This window comes from Bacillus sp. 103mf, assembly GCF_900116295.1.
Classification (GTDB): Bacteria; Bacillota; Bacilli; order Bacillales; family Bacillaceae_G; genus Bacillus_A; species Bacillus_A bruguierae.
Genome location: NZ_FPAF01000005.1, coordinates 262,051 through 288,192 on the forward strand (window position 1 = coordinate 262,051; position 26,142 = coordinate 288,192).

General features: G+C 33.8%; 21 protein-coding genes and 4 pseudogenes. 19 read left to right on the forward strand and 6 right to left on the reverse strand.

From position 1 onward, the window contains the following. Positions 1-71: 71 nt before the first annotated feature. Positions 72-539 (reverse strand): GNAT family N-acetyltransferase, encoded by a 468-nt coding sequence (locus tag BM350_RS15125; protein ID WP_090911294.1) that lies wholly within the window; start codon positions 537-539, stop codon positions 72-74. 174 nt (positions 540-713) lie between these two features. Here BM350_RS15125 and BM350_RS15130 point away from each other — a divergent pair, with 174 nt between their 5' ends. Together BM350_RS15130 and BM350_RS15140 are read left to right on the forward strand one after the other, a co-directional pair. Further along, positions 714-1,307 carry a S1 RNA-binding domain-containing protein gene (locus BM350_RS15130; protein ID WP_090911292.1) on the forward strand — a complete coding sequence of 198 codons (594 nt, stop codon included), beginning with the start codon at positions 714-716 and terminating at the stop codon, positions 1,305-1,307. A 385-nt stretch (positions 1,308-1,692) separates the two neighbouring features. Continuing rightward, complete coding sequence (locus tag BM350_RS15140) at positions 1,693-2,148, forward strand: hypothetical protein (RefSeq protein ID WP_090911288.1); 456 nt, start codon at positions 1,693-1,695, stop codon at positions 2,146-2,148. Positions 2,149-2,307: 159 nt separating this feature from the next. On the opposite strand, the gene BM350_RS15145 is transcribed toward BM350_RS15140, so the two are convergent. Continuing rightward, positions 2,308-3,501, reverse strand: a complete 1,194-nt coding sequence (locus tag BM350_RS15145; RefSeq protein ID WP_090911284.1) for a S8 family peptidase — start codon at positions 3,499-3,501, stop codon at positions 2,308-2,310. Between the two features lie 365 nt (positions 3,502-3,866). Between BM350_RS15145 and BM350_RS15150 the strand changes: the two genes are divergently transcribed. From BM350_RS15150 to BM350_RS15190, 9 genes and pseudogenes are all read left to right on the forward strand, one after another. After that, positions 3,867-4,325 carry an SRPBCC family protein gene (locus BM350_RS15150; protein ID WP_090911282.1) on the forward strand — a complete coding sequence of 153 codons (459 nt, stop codon included), beginning with the start codon at positions 3,867-3,869 and terminating at the stop codon, positions 4,323-4,325. Between the two features lie 678 nt (positions 4,326-5,003). Then, a complete protein-coding gene (locus BM350_RS15155) occupies positions 5,004-11,528 on the forward strand; it encodes a DNRLRE domain-containing protein (protein WP_090911280.1) in 6,525 nt (2,174 codons plus the stop codon). Beyond that, positions 11,528-11,965: a hypothetical protein gene (locus BM350_RS15160; protein WP_090911277.1), complete on the forward strand. Its 438-nt coding sequence runs from the start codon at positions 11,528-11,530 to the stop codon at positions 11,963-11,965. Before BM350_RS15155 ends, BM350_RS15160 begins: the two co-directional genes overlap by 1 nt. A gap of 170 nt (positions 11,966-12,135) precedes the next feature. Next, entirely contained in the window at positions 12,136-12,522 is a 387-nt protein-coding gene (locus BM350_RS15165) for a hypothetical protein (protein WP_090911275.1), read from the forward strand. Between the two features lie 108 nt (positions 12,523-12,630). Next, positions 12,631-14,316: pseudogene (locus BM350_RS15170) on the forward strand (RHS repeat-associated core domain-containing protein); the annotation flags it as partial. Positions 14,317-14,336: 20 nt separating this feature from the next. Next, positions 14,337-15,098, forward strand: coding sequence for a hypothetical protein (locus BM350_RS15175; RefSeq protein WP_090911271.1), 762 nt, complete (start codon positions 14,337-14,339; stop codon positions 15,096-15,098). 212 nt (positions 15,099-15,310) lie between these two features. Then, positions 15,311-15,778, forward strand: a complete 468-nt coding sequence (locus BM350_RS15180) for an RHS repeat domain-containing protein (protein ID WP_244548010.1) — start codon at positions 15,311-15,313, stop codon at positions 15,776-15,778. Between the two features lie 70 nt (positions 15,779-15,848). Continuing rightward, entirely contained in the window at positions 15,849-16,055 is a 207-nt protein-coding gene (locus BM350_RS15185) for an HNH endonuclease signature motif containing protein (RefSeq protein WP_211482629.1), read from the forward strand. 18 nt (positions 16,056-16,073) lie between these two features. Beyond that, the gene (locus BM350_RS15190) at positions 16,074-16,742 is read left to right on the forward strand and encodes a hypothetical protein (RefSeq protein WP_090911269.1); all 669 of its coding nucleotides are present in this window, start codon (positions 16,074-16,076) and stop codon (positions 16,740-16,742) included. A 278-nt stretch (positions 16,743-17,020) separates the two neighbouring features. Here the strand turns inward: BM350_RS15190 and BM350_RS27585 are convergent. Next, a pseudogene (locus BM350_RS27585) lies at positions 17,021-17,158 on the reverse strand (IS6 family transposase); the annotation flags it as partial. Positions 17,159-17,315: 157 nt separating this feature from the next. Here BM350_RS27585 and BM350_RS15200 point away from each other — a divergent pair. The 7 genes from BM350_RS15200 to BM350_RS26995 all read left to right on the forward strand — a co-directional run bounded on the left by BM350_RS15200 (position 17,316) and on the right by BM350_RS26995 (position 22,628). Next, positions 17,316-17,603: an RHS repeat domain-containing protein gene (locus BM350_RS15200; RefSeq protein ID WP_170857718.1), complete on the forward strand. Its 288-nt coding sequence runs from the start codon at positions 17,316-17,318 to the stop codon at positions 17,601-17,603. Between the two features lie 179 nt (positions 17,604-17,782). Beyond that, a complete protein-coding gene (locus BM350_RS15205; protein WP_090911265.1) occupies positions 17,783-18,538 on the forward strand; it encodes a DUF4262 domain-containing protein in 756 nt (251 codons plus the stop codon). Between the two features lie 379 nt (positions 18,539-18,917). Beyond that, positions 18,918-19,844, forward strand: a complete 927-nt coding sequence (locus tag BM350_RS15210) for a hypothetical protein (protein WP_090911263.1) — start codon at positions 18,918-18,920, stop codon at positions 19,842-19,844. A 45-nt stretch (positions 19,845-19,889) separates the two neighbouring features. Then, on the forward strand, positions 19,890-20,309 hold the full coding sequence (locus tag BM350_RS15215; protein ID WP_090911261.1) for a YxiG family protein: 420 nt from the start codon (positions 19,890-19,892) through the stop codon (positions 20,307-20,309). Between the two features lie 972 nt (positions 20,310-21,281). Continuing rightward, positions 21,282-21,470: a type 2 periplasmic-binding domain-containing protein gene (locus BM350_RS26990; RefSeq protein WP_090911259.1), complete on the forward strand. Its 189-nt coding sequence runs from the start codon at positions 21,282-21,284 to the stop codon at positions 21,468-21,470. 434 nt (positions 21,471-21,904) lie between these two features. Next, positions 21,905-22,504 carry an undecaprenyl-diphosphatase gene (locus BM350_RS15235; RefSeq protein WP_090911257.1) on the forward strand — a complete coding sequence of 200 codons (600 nt, stop codon included), beginning with the start codon at positions 21,905-21,907 and terminating at the stop codon, positions 22,502-22,504. Beyond that, the gene (locus BM350_RS26995) at positions 22,467-22,628 is read left to right on the forward strand and encodes a hypothetical protein (protein WP_170857719.1); all 162 of its coding nucleotides are present in this window, start codon (positions 22,467-22,469) and stop codon (positions 22,626-22,628) included. Before BM350_RS15235 ends, BM350_RS26995 begins: the two co-directional genes overlap by 38 nt. Positions 22,629-22,745: 117 nt before the next feature. On the opposite strand, the pseudogene BM350_RS15240 reads toward BM350_RS26995, so the two are convergent. Continuing rightward, positions 22,746-23,210, reverse strand: a pseudogene (locus BM350_RS15240) (transposase); the annotation flags it as partial. A 575-nt stretch (positions 23,211-23,785) separates the two neighbouring features. On the opposite strand from BM350_RS15240, the gene BM350_RS15245 reads away from it, so the two are divergent. Further along, positions 23,786-24,262, forward strand: coding sequence for a hypothetical protein (locus tag BM350_RS15245; protein ID WP_090911255.1), 477 nt, complete (start codon positions 23,786-23,788; stop codon positions 24,260-24,262). A 96-nt stretch (positions 24,263-24,358) separates the two neighbouring features. Here BM350_RS15245 and BM350_RS15250 read toward each other — a convergent pair. Both BM350_RS15250 and BM350_RS27000 read right to left on the reverse strand, forming a co-directional pair. Then, positions 24,359-25,408 (reverse strand): annotated as a pseudogene (locus BM350_RS15250) (IS4 family transposase); the annotation flags it as partial. Positions 25,409-25,536: 128 nt separating this feature from the next. Next, on the reverse strand, positions 25,537-26,142 hold a 606-nt coding region (locus BM350_RS27000), incomplete at its 5' end, for a lipoprotein BA_5634 family protein (RefSeq protein WP_170857720.1).

The window sequence follows — 26,142 nt, forward strand, 5'->3', positions numbered from 1 at the left end:
TTGAATCTGAAAGAACTTTCTATTCAGATAATCAGTGTTATCAACAGTTATTATGCTAGATTAAAAATTTGCTAAATGTACAAGGAATATGTCGATTCACCGTATGTAAGAATATGATCATCGGTAAATCCAAGTCCTGTGTAAAAATTTTTACCCATATCATTTTCAGAATGAACAGTTAAGCGAATGCGATAGCAAGAAGGATGCGTAGCTTTGATATGCTTAATCAACACTTTCATCGCAGCAGATCCCAATCCTTTTCTTTGAAACCTTTTATCAATGAAAAAATGAAAAAGCCAAAAGTCTTCTTTACTATCAGGTGTATAGTGCAGATTGAAGAAACCCACCATTTTATTCTGATGGTAGATCCCATAAGGTTCAACCATCCTATCGTCTGGTTTGATATATGCCTTAGCAAGAGCAATAGCGACAGGAGGCTTGACCGCGGCAACAAACTTTTCCTGCTTAATATTTACGGAAAATCCAAGAGCTTCTCGCCAGTTTTCAGAAGTTATTCTCTTCAGGTTTACTTGAGACATAAGTGGTAACCTCCAGTTTTTACACTTAATTTTTGAATAGCCTAGTATTATTTAAACCTTATGAAAATAATGAAATAAAATATTCAATATTATACAAGTTATTTTATATATTAGAGGAAATATAGAGTGTATATGGAAATTTATAGAAAGGTTATATGGAGAGGAGTGGTAAAAATGGTACAGAAAAGATTAGCAACTGTTGATACTAATATCGAACTACATCTTCATAGGACAGCGATAGAGCATAGGGATTTAAAGGTTATTTATAAAATAAATTCTTTTGTTTCAGTCATAGTAAAAAATATTGTTGGATTTGGTATATTTGTAGTAACTGATGATGAATACAAAACTGAAGGACTTTTACACATCAATAAGTTTCAGGATAAATTCATTAAAAATATAGAAGAATATATTTCAATAGGGGACAGAATTGATAATGTTAAAGTTGTAGGGATTAATCAGGAAAATAAACTGGAATTTTCTAGTATGCATTTGACGTTTGAGAAAAAGGAAAATTATACAGATAAAAATACAAATGATTTAGCAGTGCAAGAGCTTTCTAAAGAAGTAATGGAAATAAAGAAAGTATTAATGAATAAAGTAGGAGTGATATCAAAAGAAGCAGAAAATAGGATACTTAGAAATATAGAAGAAAATGGTTTGATAACATTTTCGATGGCAATGGGGAGAGTTTTAGAAAATTATCAGGTTGATTTAGGTATGCTCTTAATTAAAGAAATTGAGAATAAAATGAGTGACTATCTTTAGCGAACTAAATTTTATAGTTTCAGATCATGCAAATATACAATTTTTAGCACGCAGCCGTGAAAGGTTAGGATTAAGGAGTAATAAAGACATTGAGGAACATTTACTTAAAGCTTATGTAGCCTTAGAGACAGAATCACATATATATTTCATTACTGAAAATTTTAGATTTCCTTGTAAAAAGGAAGATAATTCATATATCGTTAAATCAGCACTAACAAAACAGCAACTAATGAAACCATACAATTAATCATTTACTATTAGTAGGATATAAGAGTGAGCGAAAAAGGAAAACATGTAGTGAAATTATTAAGATTAATTCATAATAAAGAAAACTGTAAACAAAATTAGCCGTAAAGATGCGAATACAACAAGGAGAAATTGATGTATGTTTAATAGCTTTGAAGATTTTAATAATGTATTGTTAACCAAAAGAAATTCAGGTAGCATTACTTGCAGTTTCAAAAGTATAAATAATTTAGGAAATGAAATAACAAAGGAAGAATTTTTGGAAGAGATAGGTCATCAATCCAATGAAATAAAAGGAAGATGGGAAGTAATTGACAAAAGAATGGCTAAGAAAATTCTTGAGTACATTTTATCAATGGATATGGCTTATGATATTGATTTAGAAACAAAGCCTTTAGCAGAAAAATTAAGTAATTATTTTTTAAACGAATTTCTACCAGATGCAAAATACTATACTAATGGAAACTTTGATGAAATTGATGGATTCTTTAGGCTAAGTGGGTGGACATCAATTACAAACTCGACATTTGACACAGGAGTTTTAGCAATAGATAAAAACAAGATAGGCATACTGTGGGCAGAAGATAATGATTAATAATTCGTGCATTAGTTTAATAGAAATAAAAAATAGCCTGTAACAATGATTACTTAGTAATCATTGTTACAGGCTATATAGGCAACTAATTACCCTTATCTATATTTAACTTAGCTAAGAGGGCAATAGGGAACATAATATACACACTTGTTCCAGTTTTTATGAAGCTTTCTTTTCTTTTAATTGTAATCCATATTGGACAGCTTTACTTGCATTTACTCTACCGTTTTGCCAATATGTTCCTGTTCCGCTGATTTTGTCTGCTGTTGCTTCAATAATTTGACGGACTTCAACGTTACTGTATCCTTGACTTGCTAATAATCCTGCAACTCCTGCAACGTGTGGAGTTGCCATAGATGTACCGCTTAATGATCGATACGTACTGCCTTTATACGTAGAGTAAATACTTGATCCTGGCGCTGCCACATCTACCCAGCTTCCATAATTTGAGAAATAGGACTTTTGATCGGATTGATTTGTAGATGCGACTGCAATTACTTCATTGTAATAAGCAGGATAATTGGGTTGTGTATTGCCAGAATTTCCTGCAGCGGCAACAATTACAGCACCTTTATTCCAAGCATATTGAATAGCTTGCTGCAAGGCAGTTCCTCCACTAGAAGCTCCTAAGCTTAAGCTAATTACTTTTGCTCCAGCATCTGCAGATTCTCGAATACCTCGTGCTACAGCGTCAAGAGTACCACTTCCTTGACTATCTAGTACGCGAACAGCATATATAGAGGACTGCGGAGCAACCCCTGCAATTCCAATATTATTATTTGTAAGAGCTCCTGCAATACCAGCGCAGTGTGTACCATGCCCGTTTCCGTCATCGGATTGGCTATCACTATCTACATAATCATGTCCATAGATTACCTTAGATGATAAATCTGGATGCGAACCTTGTACGCCGGTATCAACAATAGCAATTTTCACGTTAGGGTCACTTCGTTGGGTATCCCAAGCTTGAGGAGCCTGGATTTTTAGTAATCCATATTGATTACTAAAGTAAGAATCATTAGGAGTCCAAAATGCATGGAAATAATAATTTGGTTCTGCATATTCTACATCCGGGTTATCCTTATAAATTTTTATCTTATCTTTGACAGTACCTGAAGTAAATTGAACGACTTCAAACCCTAAAGCGTCATCTTTTGAGACAATTTCAGCTCCTGCTGATTTATGAAATTCTTGTTTTTTAGTAACTGAAGTAGTGTTTTTAAATTTCACAATAATTTGGTTAGGAACGTATTTGTTGGACGTTGCTGCTTGCGAGGTATCGGTGTTATAAAAGAAGAACCCGCCAAAAATAATTGATAAAACAGATAGTAAAGAAATCAACTTGTTTTTCAATCAAATTTCCCCCTTCGTATTTCCCTGTTTTTGATGCAATTTCTTTTCCACTATATAATTTAGAACATGCCATTTATGACTTTTTTTTGAATTTTTTTGAAGATATAAATCTATATAAGTTGAATTAAGTATTTTTTTGTAGTGCTTTCCCATTGCTAAGGTATTATTCTGTAAAAACTAAGTTTATCTAACAATACACATATGGAAATGAAATAATACCATAAATAAATTTAAAGGTACTTCTCTTAATAATTCTAATAAGGTTTTTCAATATATTACCTGTACTTTGCTTATGTAAAATATGACATAATGATTTTGTTACTACATAAACAGAAATGAATAGGGTATTTGAGAGGAGAAGTTGGATGAGTTTTGCCTTAGAAATAGTAATTCAAGCACCAATTGATATTGTATTTGATTATGTAAATAATGATGAAAAAATAAAAGAATGGAATACGTTCATAGTTGAAAATCGTTACGCATCAAATGTAGATAAGAAAAATCCTCGTGTAGGAGATAAGTGTATTTCAGTTCAAAAAATTGGAAAGAAAATATTTGAAGTTGAGGTGGAATTATTAGAGTATGATGCACCTTATATTGTTTCAGTTGGCGGTGAGATGAAACAAGGTTATTCGACTACAACCTATATTTTAGAAGAAGATGAGGAAGGTACAGTACTTACATTGATCTCAGAATATGAACCCAGAAATCTTTTTTATAATATTGTATATAAGTTAACAGGATGGATGTCACGAGGATTATATATGCAGGAAATAGAACGCTTAGCAGAATGTGTAGAAACTGCGTATTATAAAGAAAAGTGATTTTTAATCAAACTTTACTTGAAAGTAATAGAATTATATATAACGCGTAAACGATAAGAGTCGAAAAATTCCACTGTTTTTTACGCTAAAGATATTATAAAACAGCTACTGTAGTTTCAATTACAAAAGAAGGCTAGGGCGATTCAGCATACTAAGACGGAGGGATTGTTCCACTCATATAAGTGTTAACCATAGAACCATCCAGGCATTTTACATAGTTATCAAATAAAAAGCTATCTTAATGTAGATAGCTTTTTATTATGTTTTTAAACGTGTTGTGTCACAGGAAATGTACCAAAAAATATTCTTCTTAAGAACTACTAAGTTAAAATGTTATATTTTTACAGTTATTTGAGGGAATTTAACTTGATGGTGATAGATTAGCATTATCGAAGAAGTAAACATTCTTTCATGATAATTACTTTATGTATAAATATAAAGATTTTTGTAATTGAAATTTTTATTAGATTATTAGTACACAAGGTGTAATATTCGTTTGAATTCATGTTTATTTTACTAAAAGATAGAGTAATTGAGAATACATTTCTAACAACTGTCAGTGAATATTCAAAATTATCGTTGTATATTTTTCCAATATAGAAAAAGTATTTACTTTACATATATCATTTTTTTATATTGTATTTCGTAAGATTGAAAACATAATGATGAGGTGAATGTATGAAAAAGGAAAAACGAAAAAGGCGATGGTATCGGTATGTAATCCAACTCATCGTAATGGCGTTAATTGTGTCTTCTATTCCGATGGGGACAATCGCAGAAACGGTGAATCATGACAAACCAGCGCAAGAAAACAAAGTTTCTTCTACTGAACAGCAACAAGTATCAGATAACAAACCTACTGAAGTGGTAGAAGAACGAACCGAACATGAAAAAGTGTTTGATAACAAGAATGGAACATTTACAAAGAAAGTCTATACAGAGCCTATACATACCGAAAAAAATGGGAAGTTAGAAGAGATTCAACCAGAGCTTGTTACAAAGACTACAGAAACGATTGAGACAAAAACAACAAAGTTAAAACCAACGTTTCAAAAAAGATTAGAACAGAAAGAATATGCAATCTTTGAAGTAGATGGTCACAAAGTTACCTATAAATTAATAGGGGCAAAGGGTGAGAAGGAACAACTTCAACCATCTGAGGTTACAGCTACTTATGAAAAAAATAAGGTTTGGTATAAAGATATTTTTCCAAACATTGATTTACGTACCATTACGTTTAATGACAAAGTAAAAGAAGATATTGTTCTGAATGAATATACAGGACATTATATCTTTACCTTCCAATTACAAACCACATTGACACCGAAGTTACAAGAAGATGGTTCTATTTTGATGGTAGATGATAAACAAAAGACAGTGTTTACATTGCCAAAACCGTTTATGACAGATTCCAATGTACATCCTGAATCGAATGAAGCACCGATTTCAGAAGATGTAAAGTATACGTTAGAGAAACAAGAAGACAATACGTACAATGTAACCATTACAGCGGATCCGAAATGGCTGCAGGCTCCTGAGCGAAAATATCCGGTTTATATTGATCCTTCCATTGCGATGGAAAGTTTCCAAGAAGCTTACGTATCGAGTGCGTATCCAAAGAACAATTATTCAAGGTGGGTACTTTGGGATGAAAATCTGCAAGCTCATACGTTAAAAGTTGGCTATTTTGACAATACAACTGGCTATAATTTTGCCTATATAAAGCCGGAAATTTCTAGTTTGAATGGCGCAATTGTGCATGATGCAAAGTTTTATGCCTATGCGGCGTGGCATTATTATGCGAATAGTCCAAATGAAGTTTGGTTAGATGAAGTCAAAGGTGACTGGGATTATATTACGATGAACTGGGAAACAAAACCGTGGTCCCAAGAAATCGCAGTTACGAATGTCGGCCGAAATCAATGGGCAGAATTTAATGTTACAGATACAGTGAGAGCTTGGCTCAGCGGTGAGAGACCGAACTATGGATTTAAGCTGCATCCGAACGGACGCGGACAAACGCATTGGAAGAAGTTTATTGCGGCTTATAACGGAGGAGAGGCAGCACCGCATTTAGAAATTACGTATTCATATCCAAAGCCGAATAAACCTCGTTTATCAGCCTATTCAAACGGTATGGGAAGCGGAACAGGACATATTAATGTGAACTGGGATCCGGTACCAGGAGCAATTGGTTATCGAGTAGGGATTTTTGACGGGGCAGATTATAACTATTATCACGTTGGGAATACAACATGGTGGTCGACAAAGGATAAAAAAATCTGGCCAAGTCAAGAGGATGTAAACCGTGGCCGGAATGAACTCCACTTTGACGGATTAGGCGGAGAATTTCCAACGAGTCCTTCTCAGCTATATCAAAATAATGGTTCTCAAGAACAAAGTAATGATAAACATGCTTACAAAATAAAAGTTGTAGCGGAGTATCCTCATGATGAAGTGAGTCCAGAGTCAGATGAAGAAAAGGTATTTATACCGCTAGAGGCACCGAAACAACCGAGATCGAATGTGTTTGCCAATTTAATAGGTTCTCAATCGGGATACATTGAGCTGAACTGGGATCAAATCCCTGGTGCTACAGGTTATCGCGTCATTTTTTATAATGGAAAGAATCATGATGTATTTGATGTTGGAAATGTAACGAAGTGGTCTACACAAGGAAAGAAAATGTATCCAACGGCAGATGAATTAAAAAGTGGTCGTTACCAATTCCACACGGATGGAATGGGAGAAGAACTTGCGCTAAACCCTTCTCAGCTGTATCAAAATGCAGGGGACTTTAGAAGCGATAAGTATTGGGTTCATATTCAAGCCTACAGTAATATTGGGCATGCCGAAAGTACGTATTCTCCAGATTACGGCATTAAAATGACAGAACCAACAGAAATTTTTGGTCTAAAAGATTATATTGCCTCTGTTGATGTCATCGGTGGTAAAGTAAATGCGACAAACGGGAACTTTGTCATGGATGAATCGGACTTCACCTTAACAGGACGTGGTCCTGACTTACGCATTGACCGCGTATACAACAGTAACAGCACAGAACAAGGCGTATTAGGAAAAGGCTGGACAAGTTCTTTTGATGAAAAAGTACAGGAGCAGCCAAATGGGGATCTGCACTTCATTTATGAAGATCGTGCAGTCGATCGTTTTGAAAAAGTAGGAGACAATTCCTACAAAGCGCCGCCGGGTGTGTTTTTAGAAATTAAGAAAATAGATACTGGATATACGGTTACTGATAAAGATCAAACGGTATCAGAATATGATAAACAAGGCCATTTAACAAAGGTAAAAGACGAACATGGTAATACGCTTACGTATCGCTATGAAAATGATCGTGTTGTAGAAATTACAAACGCTTCTAACCGTACATTGTCTTTACAGTATAATACAGACGGGCTATTAACAAAGCTTGTCGGCCCTGAGAATCGTACAGTTACGTATGATTATAAAGATGGCCAGTTAGTGGGTGTAACAACACCAAGAGGAAAACAATATCGATACGGTTATGAAAATGGGAAACTACGTTATACGTATGACCCAAAGCATACAGAAGAAAATCCGTATAAAACTACGTACACGTATGAAAATAATCGTCTAGTTGGCGTGACAGATGCACTTGGAAAGGAAACAAAGCTTTCGTATAATCAAGAATTACGCGAAGTGACTGTTACAGATCCAAAGCAAGTGAAAGATGTCCATCAATATAATCTTGCAGGAAATCCAGCAAAAACAATTGTAGATGCAGACGGATTAAAATTAACGACAACCTATGAATACGAAACAAATAACCTAACGAAAAAAACAGATCCAAAAGACCAAGGAAAACGCGTTTCCGAAAGTTATACGTATGATAGTAAAGGGAACGTAACATCTGCGACGGACGCAATTGGAACAGAGAAGTATGAATATAATCAAAATAATGATGTAACGAAAGTAACAGATGCAGAGGATAAAGCGACGTCTGTAACATATAACGGTGCCAATGCCGTTTCGGAAACAGACTATCAAGCGAAAACGTCATCTGTGACGCAGTATGATTCTTATGGAAATCCGATTCGCGGCAGTTTAGAACTAGCGCCGGGTGGTAATTTATTACGAAACCCTGGTTTTGAAGCAGGTGGTGATCGTTGGGAGCTGCGTGGATGGAACGATGGCGGAAAAAATGAAATAGATGGAACGGTTCGCTCCTCAGAGTTAGGACAAGTATCCTCTTTGCGCATGGAAACAAAAGCGACTACTGGAGATTGGGGAGCAACCATTGCGAGCCAAAAAGTAACAGTTGATCCAAAACGTCCCTATATTTTTAGTGGTTGGATAAAAACAAAGGATTTAGTAAAGGCGAGTGCGTATTTTCATATCGTTGAGCTGGATGGAAATGGAAATCGTGTAGGAACGACATTCTCTAACTATCATAGCAAAGTAAATGGCACAACCGATTGGACAAAACGACAAGTACCCATTGTGACTTCTGAAAAAACACATCAGTTGTTAATTGAGTTATTTACGGATCATGCGGATACAAGTGGAAGTGGAACGGCATGGTTTGACAGTTTACAGCTAGAAGAAGGACCAGTTGCTTCTTCTTTTAATCCAGTACCTAACTCTAGTTTTGAATACTATGGAGACAAACTAGAAGGATGGCATACATGGCAAAACGTACCGATAGATACTATCGGGGAAGGGTTTGGAGGACAAGCAGCGCTTGTGATGGAACGAAAGAGTCCAACTGATCCAAATCCAGATCTGCATTATCGTCAAGAAATTACGATAAATCAAAGCCAGGCGAAAGATATCACAATTACCGCAATGTCCAAAGCGGAAAATGTGAAACACAGCAGTACATCTCAGCCAAACAATGGATATTCTGTTTGGGTCTATGCCGAACATGAAGGCGGAACATGGAAAAGCTATTACATCACGTTCCCGCTTGGCACAAAAGATTGGAACCGCGGAGGAGTTGTCATCCCAGCATCCGCAGGGGCGATTAAACGCATTCAGCTTCATACGATGTTTGATCAAGAACATACCGGAAAAGTATGGTTCGATGATATCCGGATTATGGAAGGGAATCACTTAACGAAAACAGAGTATGATGCAGATGGCAACTTTATTACTGCAATCTATGATGAAGAAAACCGTAAGAATACATTTACGTACGACACGTATGGAAACAAAACAAGTGAAACAGATGAAAAAGAAAATAAAAAGACCTTTGCCTATAACGAAGATAATCAATTAACAAAAACAACACTCGCAAATGGTACGTCTGTTTCATACAGTTATGATGATAATGGAAACACGACAGAGAAATTGGTGACAGCCGGCGGAAAAACGCAAAAGAACATCTTCGAGTATGATGTGGATAACAAACTAACTGTCTTCCAAGATGCGTTATCGCGAAAAATTGTACACGAGTATGATGCAAATGCGAATAGAACAAAGACAACTCTGCCAACAAACGCTGTGTTAGAATGGGAGTACGACGCGGCAAACCGAGCGATTAAAGCAAAACGAAACGGCAAAGATGCATTCTCCTATGCATATGATGAGAACGGAAATGAAACACAGGTAACGGATCATATCAACGGAATCACACGTGAAAAAGCATATGACGAAGGCAACCGCATCATCAGCATGACAGACCGCGGTGGCAGCGTAAAATGGTCGTATCAACCAAAATCTCATAAACTAAAAGATACAACAATCAGTCATGGTTCATATAGCAACACAACAAACTATGAATATAACGCCTTAAATCAAAATACGAAAGTAATCGATAATGGAAAAACATTCTATTTTGATTACGACGAATTTGGAAACGTCGTTCGTTATCAGGCCGGCAATGATACAGCGGCCCAATTTACGTATGACCATACCAAGAAAATTACGAACTTACAAATTGGTACAAAAGATTCACAGCGTATTTTAGAAGAATCCTATACGTATGATGCAACAAGCAACCGCACCGCAATCGAACGGAAAACTGGTGACAAAACAGAAAAAACAACATACGCATATGACGCTATTAACCAATTAACAAGAGAAACATTACCAAATGGTACAATGAAAGAATACAGCTATGACGGCTTTGGAAACCGCATAGGCGTACAAGTAACAGAAGCAGGGAAAGCAGCCGTATCGACAACAGCTGTATTTAACGACGGTAATCAGCTGACGAAGTTTGGCAACGAATCCCTAACGTATGACGCCAACGGAAACCGTACATCCGATGGCAAATACAAATACACATGGAACGAAGCAGACCAACTTATCGCCATCACAAAACAAGGTGAAAGCACACCATTTGCGACATATAAATACGATGACGATAATCGTCGTATTGAAAAAACAGTAAACGGTACAACGACACGTTATCACTATGACGGCGACAGCATCAATCCACTATATGAAACAGATGGAAGTGGAAACGTCCTTCGTCAATATGTATATTCCGTAGACGGCATTCGCCTTGCGATGAAGTCCCAAGGCCAAACGCTATATTACCACTACAATCCACGCGGCGACGTCATTGCGATGACAGATGAAAACGGACAAGTTGTAGCAAACTACGAATACGATGCATGGGGTAATGTCTTAAAGAGTGACGCAAAAGGTATTGCCGCAGAGAATCCATTTGGGTATGCGGGATATATGTATGATAAAGAAATTGGGATGTATTATCTAATAGCAAGATATTACAATCCAACTCATGGTGTGTTCTTGTCAGTTGATCCGGATCCGGGTGATGAGGATGATCCGCTTACGCAGAATGGATATACGTATGGGAATAATAATCCGGTGATGATGGTGGATCCGGATGGGCATAAGGCTAAAGGATTAATTAAGATTGTGAAATGGGTATGGAATCAAGGAAAAAAAGCATATAAAACATATCAATATTCTAAAATGGTTAAGAATGATTTGAAAAGTTTGGGGAAACAGCCTAATAAAGTAAAGCATGTTTTGGCTGAAAAACACAATTGGAATAAAGTTACCAATAAACCTAATAATTATAAATCCGTATCAAAAGTCATGCACAAGGTTATGAAAAGTGGAAAGGAAAGTGCATATAAAAAATCTGCATATCAAAAAAACCTTAAAGTAAAAGGGAAAAAAGTAACCGTGACGTATGTCAAACTTCCAAATGGAAAAGTAAAAGTATCGAATGGGTGGGTAGAATAATGCAAGATTTATTGAAAAGAAAAATCTATGATGGTGAACTTATAAAAGCTGTAGAATTATCATATGAAATAACTATATCTGAATTAGAAAATTTACTAATGGAATGGGCTTTTGATGAGCCTAATATGATTATCTATACTTTTTTATGCCAAAGGTTAAAAAAAGAGGAAAATGCTGAGTTACAATCTTTAACAGCGGATATTTTATGTCATCCATTGTGTCATTTAGATGGTGCATATGTAGCTGGATTTTATCATGCAAAAGAGTGTGTGCGGTTAGCTCCCCAAAATATTAGTTATAAAGAATTTTTGTTATTTTTTTATGAAATTCCTGAAAAGCTTTTAGAAAAGAAAACAGCAATTCAAATAGCAAAAGAAATATTACAAGAAAATCCTAACAATCAAATTGCCAAAGAGTTTATTGAAAAAATAAAATAGAAAGGAACTTAAATGCGTTTTTCGTCAAGGTTATCATCCTAATGAATTTGCTTTTGTAAAGCATTTAGGAAAATTACAATGGCTAAGTGAGGGTGAAATAGTATTAGTTAATAAGTCAGGTAAAAAACAAAGGGTAGTAAAAATATAAAGAATTTTTAGGAGGATTTTATATGTTCGGAAGAAAAAATAAATTTAATCCAATTCCAGGAGAGTTCGTTAAAGTAGAAAATATCTATGAAATTTTGCCCCCAGATGGAACAATTATTGGAATAGCAACAGAGGAAGAAAGAAAAATAGCAGCAGAATTAGAATATAAAAATTATGCATTAATGCGTTTGCAAGAGTCTAATTTTCATTTCGATGGAAGTTCTTATAAAGAAATTTCAAAAGAAATGGAAGAATTCGAGAGACGTTCAAGTGAATTTTGGCAAGGAATATATCAACGTTTATCTGTACCTTGGGCTTGGGTACTACGTATTGATATTGCGAATGGACCAATTTATATTGCTAACGAAGATTTATTATATGATGCAGAAGAAATAGAAGAGGAAGAATAAGCGAATTATAATTGGATAATTTCTAGATTCTTTTGAAGGAAGGATCTGTTTTGTACAGGTTCTTCTTTTTCTATAAATTAAATAATAAAATATCCTCCGCAAACCGCCAATCATATAAACGGAATCACACGTGAAAAAGCATATGACGAAGGCAACCGCATCATCAGCATGACAGACCGCGGCGGCAGCGTAAAATGGTCGTATCAACCAAAATCTCATAAACTAAAAGATACAACAATCAATCACGGTTCTTACAATAACACAACAAACTATGAATATAACGCCTTAAATCAAAATACGAAAGTAACTGACAGCGGAAAAACATTCTATTTTGATTACGACGAATTTGGAAGCGTCGTTCGTTATCAAGCTGGCAATGACACAGCGGCCCAATTTACGTATGACCATACAAAGAAACTGACAAACTTACAAATTGGTACAAAAGATTCACAGCGTATTTTAGAAGAATCGTATACGTATGATGCAACAAACAACCGCACCGCAATGGAACGGAAAAACGGTGACAAAACAGAAAAAACAACATACGCATATGACGCTGTCAATCAACTAACAAAAGAAACATTGCCAAATGGTACAATGAAAGAGTACAGCTATGACGGCTTTGGAAACCGCATAGGCATACAAGTAACAGAAGCAGGAAAAACAGCTGTATCGACAACAGCCGTATTTAACGACGGCAACCAACTAACGAAATTTGGAAACGAGTCTCTAACGTATGACGCCAACGGAAACCGTACATCCGATGGCAAATACAAATACACATGGAACGAAGCAGACCAACTTGTAGCCATTACAAAACAGGGCGAAAGTACACCATTTGCGACATATAAATACGATGACGATGGACGTCGCATTGAAAAAACAGTAGATGGTACAACGACGCGTTATCATTATGACGGCGACAGTATCAACCCATTATATGAAACAGATGGAAACGGAAACGTCCTTCGTCAATATGTATACTCAGTAGATGGCATCCGTCTTGCGATGAAATCCCAAGGCCAAACGGTATACTACCACTACAACCCACGCGGCGACGTCATTGCGATGACAGATGAAAATGGACAAATAGTAGCAACCTATGAATACGATGCATGGGGCAATGTCTTAAAGAGTGATACAAAAGGTATTGCAGCAGAGAATCCATTTGGATATGCAGGATATATGTATGATAAAGAGATTGGGATGTATTATCTAATAGCAAGATATTACAATCCAACTCATGGCGTGTTCTTGTCTGTGGATCCTGATCCGGGTGATGAGGATGATCCGTTGACGCAGAATGGATATAATTATGGTGATAATAATCCGGTGATGATGGTGGATCCAGATGGACATTATGCACAGTTATTAATTCCAGTTGCAATAGGTGGATATAGAGCGTATAAAGTATACAAAGGATATAAACAAATTAAAAAAGTTAATAACTATAATAAAAAAATAAAACAAACAAATAAACAACAGAATAGACATTCTAATAGTAAAAAGAACCCTCAAACATATCATGGCTATGAAATTTATAATACTAAAAGTAAACAAGTTGTTAAAGTTGGAATTAGCGGTGATAGAATTAAGAAGAATGGTAAATCAGCAAGAGCTGAGAAACAAGTAAGGAACTTTAATAGAAATTACGGTAATAATTATGCATCAAGAATTGTTAGAGTGGATTTAAGAGGTCGAGCTAAAGCAGAGCGTTGGGAAAAATACCATGTAAAGTATATTAATAGAATACAAGGAAAACCATTAGCGAAACCCTTCCATAGTCGACCGTAGGGTTAGTAAGGAGAGAGTAGATGCCGGTTGTAAAAGATATTCAATTAACATTCCTAAAAAGAAAAGAACGTATAAGTAACATAGAAACATTAAAATTAACATCTTCAAGTAACTACGATGAAGATACATCTTTTTTTAAAGAAACGAGATGTATCACTTCTTTATATTGGAGATATATACCAAAATTAAGAACCGACTATGAAAAAGGTATTCTGATTCACTGTGTAGATGATATTTCATTATTAAATCAGTGGGAGAAGGAATATCGAAATTTCCCTGAATATATTAATGTTTTTGTGGAATTTGGAAATGAACAGAATTTTTCAGATTTGCCTGATAGAAAGAAAAAAGAACTGGCCCTCCAGATTATACATTCAGAAATTAAGAATCTAGCTGTGAAATATGATTGGGATGTAGAAGAGTTAGAAAAAGTATACAATAAGATACTGGAATTGGATTATAAAAATGAACTTGTATATATAAAAAAAAATAGTCCGAACAAAAAATATGTATGTAATATAGTTTGTCAACATGAAGTTTCTTATGCGGATATTTACCTTGAAATAAGAGAATTTAGAACTAAAAGGTTAATTAAACAAGAAAAGCTTATTAGAGAACAGGAGACATACGAAACAGAAATATTTAGTCATGTTAGTGATTTAGTTTGGAAGTTAAACCATAAAGTGGTTTTGACGAATGATAGAGGGAAAGAGACATGGGTACTAACTTTTTTAGAAAAGGAGCATCCATATAATTTAATTTGGAAAATTGAAAAGCTATAAAAAGAATGTGTGTAGTTGATATAATAAATTTAGATAAAGGGAGAGTATGGGGAAATATAGATTATACTATCCATGATAATCTTAAAGCGCATCTTGTAGTTTCTCATAAACAGTATTGAAATTGGAAAATGAATATTTGTTATATGGTGCAGAAGAAGTGAAAGAGGGAAGAGCTGATGTAGGCTCTTCTCTCTTTTGGTATACATTAATATTTGTTGATTATAAAATCAAAAGGACAAACATTATACTATCACTATAATCCTCGTGGTGATGTATTTGCGATGATAGATCAAAATAGAGAAGTTGTAGCAAACTACGAATACGATGCATGGAGCAATGTCTTAAAGAGTGACACAAAAGGCATCGCAGCAGAGAATCCATTTGGATATGCGGGATATATGTATGATAAAGAGATTGGGATGTATTATCTGATAGCGAGATATTACAATCTAACTCATGGTGTGTTCTTGTCAGTGGATTCGGACCCGGGTGATAAGGATGGTCCGATTACGCAGAATGGGTATATGTATGCGGATAATAATCCGGTGATGATGGTGGATCCGGATGGGAAATGGGCAAAAGCGATAGTTGTAGTGGTTGGATATAAAGGATATAAACTTTACAAAAAAATTCAAAAGGTACAGACTTATAAAGGTAAAATTCCCCATATGGACATCTAAAAGATTCAAAAGATGTAGGTAAGGGTAAAAATTTTACAGCAACACAAAACGAAATATAATAGCAGCAAATATGAAAAGGAATGGTGGAGTAGTTAAATCAGATTTATCTGGAAAGGTACTTTGTAAACCAAAGAAAAGTAAAAAGGGACAAACACCATGTCCGAATGAATGGCAAATTGATCATATCAAACCTAAAAGTAAAGGTGGAAGTAACAGCTATAAAAATGCACAAGTGTTATCCCGCGCAGAGAATAGAAAAAAATCTAATAAATATTAAATATAGAGGAGATATCATATGCTAAAAAAAAGACTAGATATAAATAGAATGGATTTATGGAAAAGGAGTATTTTAAAATCTATTGCACATGCAATTAATGTAGCGCATTATCCTGAATTATCGTATGAAAATTCGTGGGATGGTTTTAATTATAATTTGCAGGATGGAGAAGGGGCGCGAGGTACGATAACTTTTCATCCAGATTTTTGTATTGCTGCATTCCAAGATTTAAATAGTGAAAGAAGCGAGCTGGTAAAAGAAGCATCGACCTATTTTGAAGAAGCATCGGACAAACTGAAAGAAATAGCTAAAGCGGAAACATTTCAATATTTATTAGAAGATGTTGAAGGAGAAACAATACCATTAATTACTTCATCATTTTGGATTGAAAATAATAATGCATATTCAATGGACACATTTGAAGATTTACAAGAACATGGCGGCTTTTTATTGAATCTACAATTGGAGGATATTACATCTGCAATAGAAACCTTAGAAGAAGAATACGAAATGGCTGAACAACAATTAGAATTATTACAATTAATCTTTGCTAAGAAAATAAAAAATCCCGAAGAGAGAATTATTCTTTCTGAACATGAGGTAGGTATGATGGGTGTAATTGATGATGAAGGGCTTAAAGAAAGCAAAGAGTCTTTTGAAGAAATAAATGTTACTTGGAATTTTTAATATTGGAATAGTTTTGGGAATGAATAGTAAAAATACTTGTTTGCAAGTAATCCCTCCATGGAGGTTTTCTCTGTGGGGGGGATTTGTATTCAAAAAAAACATAAAAATTGTACCGATTTGGCCTAGTGACACATGCTTATCAACTTAGGATGTTTTGCACGTCCCCCGAAAAAGGAGAATAAGGAGTACATCCTTAAAATGGTTCTGTTACAAAGTTTCTCAAGAAGTAAAAAGGGATATAAAAGTATGAGGAAATATTATGCAGTAGCTAGTGGTTTCTATAATTCATGATACATCGAAAAGGCGGAGTCTGCTTGAAGACTTCGCCTTTGTTTATATAGAGTATGAATGGGCTCGATTCCCTCTATGGTACATGGGGCATAATGAAGACTTTGAAATCCTGTAGATTTGGCAAATATGGTTCCCGCAACAACACAACAAACTATGAATATAACGCCTTAAATCAAAATACGAAAGTAACTGACAGCGGAAAAACGTTCTATTTTAATTACGACGAATTTGGAAACGTTGTTCGTTACCAGGCTGGCAATGACACAGCGGCCCAATTTACGTATGACCATACAAAGAAACTTACAGATTGGTACAAAAGATTCACATCGCATTTTAGAAGAATCGTATACGTATGATGCAACAAGCAACCGCACCGCAGTTGAACGTAAAAACGGTGACAAAATAGAAAAAACAACATACGTATATGACGCTATTAATCAATTAACAAAAGAAACATTGCCAAATGGTACAATGAAAGAATACAGCTATGACGGCTTTGGAAAACGCACAAACGTAAAAGTAACAGAAGCAGGAAAGGAATCCTTTAAAAGGTTCCTTTCTTTTATTTAGTACAACGTGTAAGTTAATCAAATCCGGGAATGAATCTCTTTCGTATGACGCAAATGGACTACGGCGGTTCAACCACAATGTACAAGATGTTCAAATCGACAAGGGGGCCATATGTCTAGTTATTCAAAAAAACACAAGAAAAATCATGGATTCTGATATCTTAGGAGGAGAAGAGGTAAATGGAAAAATATATTAAAGAGCAAATAAGGTTATGTGAGAAGTATAAAGCGGAGTATGTAGAATCTCCTGATAACTTGAAATTAGGAATATCACAAAATGTAAAAAATGGTAAAACACCTATTAATGGTCTTCGAATGCCTTTAGAGGGAGATACAACTGGTTGGTATATTTGGGCGGGAGAAGAGATGGGACTAGAACCGGATTTCTTTATTCCTTTACATGTTCAGCATATTGATGGATGGGCACCGGAGGTAAAGAAGTATTTAGGCTTACCGCCTGGGTGGAGATTTTTAATTGCAGGAGATTATGAAGATGTTTGGTATGATCCAAATTTGCTGGGCGAAGATTTGGACATAGATGAAGATGCATGGGAAAAACAAATGTTACAAGAATATGGGTGGTATACCCATTCTATATTAGCCGAAGATAATGATCACATTCATGCGAACTATCATACGCATGGACTAGCAGAAACTTATAGTCATCGGGATTTACAAATAGTATTAAATATGGATCCGGAAGTAGCACAAGATATTTTTTATACAATTGTAGAAAAAATTAAACGTGGAGAAAAGTTTGAGCAAGGGATAGAGTATAATAATATTATTGAAGGTTATCCAATCATTATGAAATCTTTTAAAGAAATGAACCGAGAGGTTTTAAGAATTTTATTACCTGATGAAAGAGGGTTTTTACCAACTCATCCAGATTGTAGTGAAGATTATAAGACTCAATTAGATAACATTGAAAATTAAAATGATAAGTGAGCGATTTCTGTTATGAATTTTTTAAACTTCAAAGAACCCAGATAATTCTCTTTATGGTTCATACACCTATTAATAATTTCTGTAATTCATTGTAGCGGTATGGATGAGTATGAGGGGACACATTTAATACTTTTTTAAAGTGCGATTTATAAAAGGAGAATCCAAAGTGGATTCTCCTTTTCATACTGATCACACACCTTTTTAGAGTAATAGTATCAGTATGTCCAAGATTTAGAGATTATTTGCAATTTCCCTGAAGTTTTTGCACCAGAACCAGAAAGCTTTTGTACAAGGAGTCTACTATTCAAATAAGCACGGATATTTTAAGTAAGCAGTTCAATTGGTGACATAAATTAGGAGGTTATAAATGATAAAAAGACAGCCATCAATGCTTATGTTAGGTGAACAAAAAATTGTAATACCGAAAGTATTATGTATAATATATGATGATTTTATTGTATTAGAAGCTAAAAGTAGAAAGTTACAGTTAGAAATTGTTTGTCCAACATATAAATTGCTTGTGGAAGATGATTTTTTGGATATATATTTAAATAAATATCCAGATTTTATTCATAAGGATCATAGTTATTATTATAAAGAATTTAGTTTTCAAGAATCAAAGCTAAATATAGAAGGCCAATTTTTTGAGATTCTTAATGGGAATATTCAAATTGACTATTTATCAATAAGGACTTTTTCTGTAGAAATGGAATTAGAATTAAGTGGTGATAGTGATTCAAGAATTATGAGTACATTATATTTATATCCTCTTATTAAGGAAGCGAAAATTGATGAGAAAAGGATGTATTTAAATAATCTTATCCCTGAAGTAGTTAAAGAAGTTAAATCAACAATGGATTCTTCTACTGGGAAATCGATAGAGGAGTTAAGCCTTGAAGATTTTTCTGTTTCTGCGGTTTGGGAATGGGATTTAGAAAATGAAAGTGAAGTGTTTCAAGATGAAACGTGGGTCCGACCGTCAATTATTAAGGACATATTTAAATTAGATAATATGGATGTCTTTATAAGAGCAGACTTAGTGATAAATAAAGACGATATTTTATATCCATGTATTTTAAATATAGATGTAGATCAAACAGCAAGGACTTTCTCTATTATGGAAGGGGCTGTATATATGAATGAAGAGTATTTTGATTTAAAAGAGTTTTTATTTGATCTAAAAACAAATATACAGAAGATAGATTTTTACATCCAAAATCAAATATTCGAAAAGAATGATTTTGTAAATAATAGAAAACGACAGTTAGATTTAACATTTTATTTTGAAAATTAAGGTGTAGTGTTTTTCATAATATATTTCAGAAGGAAGAGAAACTACATGAAGGATATTGATATACAATCAATATTAGATGATTTATGGAGCGCTAAAATTTTAGATACTCATATAAATTTGTTAAATAATAATATTCAATTCATATTACAGGTAATTGATAATGGAGTTATAAAGGATGTTAAAATGGTATTTATAGATGTTTCGTCATTTTATTATGTTAAAGATGATGAAAATCTTAGGTTTGAATTTTATGATAGAGAAAAAATGGATTTTTTAGAATTGACAACAATTTATTATCAAGATCCAAATTTAAGTGAAGTTAAATTTAATTTACAAAATGAAAAAGAATGGAGTAGTCAATATTCCACAGGTATAAATATTATAATGGAAATTTGGGACTCTATTTTATTAGTTGAAGCAAGAAAACTTTCTCTTAACGACAAATTAATTCATCTTAAAATGTAGTTGTTTTTTATAGATTCTGTTGCAAAGGTTCTTAAGAGATAAACAGGGATATAAAAGTTACGTTAAATTAAGAGGATTTCTTAATCGAAATGTGGTTGTGTTCGAACCATTGGATTTATCATTTTTAAATGATGAATATATCTCTGAAAGATTTATTATTGGTGGTCAAGAAATAGAACAGATGATAAATAGTATTAAAACAAACGTATTTAATTCTATGGATGGATGAACTTGAAACGTATCTTCGAGATAGATGTGAAATTTTCTGCAAAATTTTTGATTCATCATATATTGAAGTTCAAGCACAAGATGCTTCAATTATTACTGAGATAAACAATATGATTTGAATTAGAACTATATTACGGATGACATGAATCTTGGTTAATATCAGTAGTTAAATGGTAGAGTTCGAAAGGTAATCCATGGAATTCTGGTGAGATGTATATGAACGTTTTGCGATACCGTGGTCTTAAGTACTTTGTATCGATATTGCAAATAGTCCAATATATGTTGTGAATGAAGATTTATTATATGATACAGAAGAAATAGAAGATAAAGAATAATCCGATTGCTGTTAAGTAACTTCTGTATTCTTTTAAAGGAAGAACCTAAACGGGTTCTTCTTTTTCTATCTTGCCCAGTACCAGCGTTCTTGTAACCAGAGGCAAAGTAGCAAATGGTTATAAAAAATTCATGGCTTGATGGTATGTATCAATACCCCTATTACGAAAACGTAAAATTCTTGCTTTTTTTATTTGGTTTATTCTCAAAGACATATAGATTCTCTGCATATACTGCATTTGATGTTTTTAGAGCTTCTTTGATAAAACTCACAAATATAAAACGATACGAGAGAGGAATTACTTTGCAAGTAAAGCTTACTTTCAATCTCATCATTTTCCTCCTTAATCTTCCATATAGAATTATTATAATGTATTCAAAAATTAAGATTCAATACATAAGTAGAAAAAAATGGGAAAATCCATTCTGTGCGTGTCTGCAAATAAATTATATCAATCAGAAGTTGTCTACAAAGAAATATGTGATTCTAAAATTGTTGCGGAACTAGCCGTTGTATACCGAAAGACGAATATAAACCCAGAGTTACAAGAGTTTTTGAAAATAGCGAAAGGCAAGGCGATGAACACATTTACAAAATGACGAGAAAAATGACAAAACTGTAAGAATACACGAATGTATGTAAGAAAGTTCGATGTTTTCCTTTTTCTTTTTTTATTATAGTGAAAAAGAAGAAAGAAGAAAGAAGAAGGAGATGTCATACTCATGGTGATACCTATTTTTATGAAAGTAAAAAAGGCGTGGGAGGGGAAGGAAGATGACGTTTTCTCAGCTCGCGTTTAAAAACGTTAGTCGAAATATACGTACGTATGGAAAACGTCATGTTAGAGGAAGAAACAATACATTCACATAGTTAAGAAGTAGTTAAGTCCCATTTAAACCTTTTTTCCCATAATAAAATTATAAGCGTACAAGAAGGTTGGTATTTTTAGATGAGTACAATAATCAAAACTATTCATGTAATGAAGGTATATGGCGATCAGGTAAGCACCTTACTATAAAGGAGGGATTTGAAAATGTCTTTTTCTCAATTCAATATTGATATTTTTCGAGCAATCAATGATTTAGGTAAACAATATTCATTCCTAAACTCAGCCATGATATTTTTGGCAGAATATATGGTATATATTTTTGGTTTAATTATTATAGCTTATTGGTTTACCGGATCCAGAAAAAGTAGGATGATGGTTATTAAAGCGATGGTTGCTTTTGTGATTGCTGAGGTGCTTGGAAAAATAGCAGGGAAATTTTATTTGAATTATCAACCGTTTGCAGTATTGCCTGATGTTAATAAACTTGTCAACCATGCTGTAGATAATTCATTTCCTAGTGACCATACGATTCTCTTTTTTTCGATTTGTTTTTCGCTTTGGCTTGTTCGTAAAAAGACTGGATGGTTATGGCTTATACTTGCATTTTGTGTAGCGATCTCTCGTATTTGGGTGGGGGTTCATTATCCTTTTGATGTTGCAATAGGGGCTTTAATAGGATGTGTTTCAGCGTTATTTTCGTATTGGTTAGTACCGAAATTTTCTTTTATCAAGCAATTGCTTACTCTATATGAAAGAGTAGAGAAACATGTTTTACCATCCAAAAACAAATCAAAGGGATTTTGAGTATACAAGTATAAAAGTTAGCGTGAAAGATACAGATGCTGACAACCTATATATGGAATGTATTCATGTTGCAGCTGTTGCTGAACAAATTAAAGAGCAACAACGAATGAAGAAGGCTTCTTAATTTTGTGTGTTTGTGGATGTGATAAGCGCCCAGGTTTTAGGCAGTGTTGCGGTTCTCTTTCGTTGCAAAGTAAACGTCAAGTAACTCCAAAATATACAATAAAAGTTGATTTTGGAGTTATTTTTTGTTTGCTTCACTTTTTTTCGGCACTCTACAGCTAGATGGTAAATCTTTTGACCACGGCAAGACTTTATCAATTTCTTCTTTATTGTTTAAATTGATGTTAGGAAGCGTTTCAAACAAATAACGAAGATAATGATAGGGACTTAGATTGTTCTCTTTTGCGGTTTCCACCACACTATACATGATGGTACTTCCTCTAGCACTTCGCGGTGTATTTGAGAACATCCAATTCTTCCTCCCGATTACAAACGGTTTAATAGAACGTTAACTTCTATTGTTATCAATTTCTAAATGACCATCTAATAAAAAGGCTTTAAGATGCTTCCATTGATTCAAACAATAAGTGATGGCTTTTCCTAGCGCACTTTTTGGTAAAACACGATCTTTCTGTTCATGAAGCCATGACGAAAAAAGGTCCAGAATGAGCCTGCTTCTTTCAAGTCGATGCTTATATCGCTCGGTAGGTTACAATGTAAACTTTTGGGTAAAAGTTTACTTTCGATAAAATAGGGTATAGCTGGGCTGAATCTGAAAAGGATATAAATTAAGAAATTCATTTAATTTTAATAATATTTGCAATCAAAAAGCATCCGTATAATAAACGGTTGCTTTTTGTGTATCAATATTGACAACGATTATATGTTCAACATGAATAAATCCATCTACCACTTTATTACTTTCAAATGGTTAAACTACATGTAAATAAAAACAAGTAAGAAAGTGGAGTGCAATTTATCCAAGAATATAGAATTTTTAACAAAAATTCATAATTATGTTATATAATGATGTTAACAAACCATATTTTAGGAATTACCCCGATTGTGTAGAATGTATATTTTGTTTTGATGAGCTAAAATATTTAGCTACAAGTTCTTTTATTTTATTTGGAGAATTACTTTTCATTAAATGAAAATACGAAAAAAAAGGAGGGATTCCCTTTAAAGACAAAAAATGAGCTTATATTTGTTTATTTATTTTATGTTACAGTTCCATATGTTAGTCAATTACAACACTGTTAAAAAGGAGTATACATAATGAAACGTAAAATGTTAGCTTTAATAGTTCCAGTCATGTTATTATCAGCGGTAGGTTGTGTAAACAATCAGAAAGAAAAAGAAGAAATTAAAGTTTCAATAGAGCAAAATAAACCAGAAGACTACCCTAAAAACCTAAAATATCTAATGAAAGATTTTACAGACCAAGCTAGAGATATTGATAACCTTATCAATATCAAGAAATCACAGTATAAAAAAGCAACTGAGTTTAGAGAGCTTTCTGAACCTTTCCTAGATACAGTAGACAAGGTAAAAAAATTAGAGTACGACCAAAAATACTTCCCTGTACACAATAAGGTAGATGAAGCAATGACATATGTAAAAGCAGGGGTAGACCATATGCAAACTGCTTTATCTATGGGAGACAAAGTAAGCGTAGAAATAGCAGTTGATGAACTAAAAACCGCTTCTAAGTTAATAGATGAAGGGCATAAGGAAATGAAAAAGATTAAGTAACAGATAAACAAATAAAGGGGTAGGTGAGTATGAAACGTAAAATGTTAGCTTTAGTTGTTCCAGTCATGTTATTGTCAGGAGTAGGTTGTTCAAACATATCTCTATTTGCCAACGTAACGTATACAACTCATGTACCTGTTCCATCGGAACCCATTCCCAAGGTGTATTTGTCACATATACGTTTAATCCCGCTATCATTTTGCTCTTCTCTGAGTACGTTCTATTTTGTGATTTTTCTTTTTCTGCAATCTTTGCTCTTCGTTTTTGTAGTTGCTTTTCTGTTAATCGATGAAAAATAATACGTGCAAACAGTTGTTGTTTATCACCGATATAAGCCTGTTTTAATTCAAATGTTTCCCCAGGCTGTAGTTGTTTCAAAATCTGTTTTACATCGATTTGTATGTATTCCGATTGTTTCTTAATAGCGCCATTTTTAAAGTATTCGGGGTTTGGATTTTTCATATATACATTTGTATTTAATTTTAAACGAGAAATATAATATGTACCTCTTTGATTCATTTGATCTAAGTCTTCCAATGAAAAATAACCTAAATCACGAATACATAAATCTCCTGGCCGTAAGGTATCTAAGCATTCCGTACCAAATGTTTTGTCATTATTTTTTCCTGGTCCAACTTGAAAGTTAAGAAACTCCCCACTGTGCAGATCATATTCTAATTGAATTTTGATTCCGGCTGTTTGGGCGCATCCTCCAGAGCCTGGATATACATTTTCTAAAGCATTTGGCACTTGAAATACGGTGGCATCTAGGATACGGATTCGTTGAAAATAAGAGAAAAGCTGGTTAGAAATTTGCGTTTGTTCACATACTTTTTGTTGTAAGAGTAAAGAAAAAATATTTTGTAAAAACAAAATTGCTTTCGCATTTAAACGTTTATTTAAGCCTTCAGGGCTAAGTAAAGTACCAGTAGCTGCATGAAGCCTACTACATAATCGGACTAAGGGATCACTTGCCACCTGTTGACTAATCCAAATACACATAGTAGCTAAGTCTGAGCCAGAAAACTTACGTTTTCTCTTTATAAATCCAATTTCTCTTGCAAGTTCTTCTAAGAATACAGGTGTAACATATCGTTGTAATTCTTCCGCAAATGATTGTAATTCATCTTGAATTGAAAAATGCATAAGAAAACGTCATCCTTTCTAATTTATTTTATTTAGAAAGGATAACGTTTTTTTGTATTTGAGGGTATTAAAATCTCTTAAGCTGATGGGCATGTATAGTGACCCCTATTAAAACTAAAAATAGCACGTTAATAATTAATCTTTTTATTAGCTTTTACTCTTATCGTCTCTACTTCTGAATACGATTTTTCTACAACTCCTAGACCTGGAACATTATCCATTAAAATGTTTTTAATATCAAAACGCAATATACCAAAAGTATTTTCTTTCAATGGCAGTTCTTTATAAATAGAATCATCAACAATAATTAATTTAGACTGTATTTTTTGTCCTTGTCCTACACCAATACCTAATTCACCTTCTCCTCTTGTTACAGGAATTATATAATTTTCAACCTTTATATCTTCACTAGAAATGTCTTTTCCATACACAACACCTTTTTCTTTTGTAATTGATGGTAAAGAATGAATTGGTTCTGTAACACGTGGACCTATTGATTTTTGTAACATCTTTTCCTGTATTAATTTTTCAGCTGTAGTTTTATTCAAAATTCTTAAATTTGTATTAAAATTATCACATAATTGTTTTTCATTATCCTTACATAAAATTTTTTCTTTATAGTACGTAGAAGAAGCTAATTTAGACTTATATTCTTCTATTACTTTTTCTACTTGTTGTTGATTTCCAGATACAAGTAATATATTTGGTTTATTTTGATAGACAAAATATCCTGC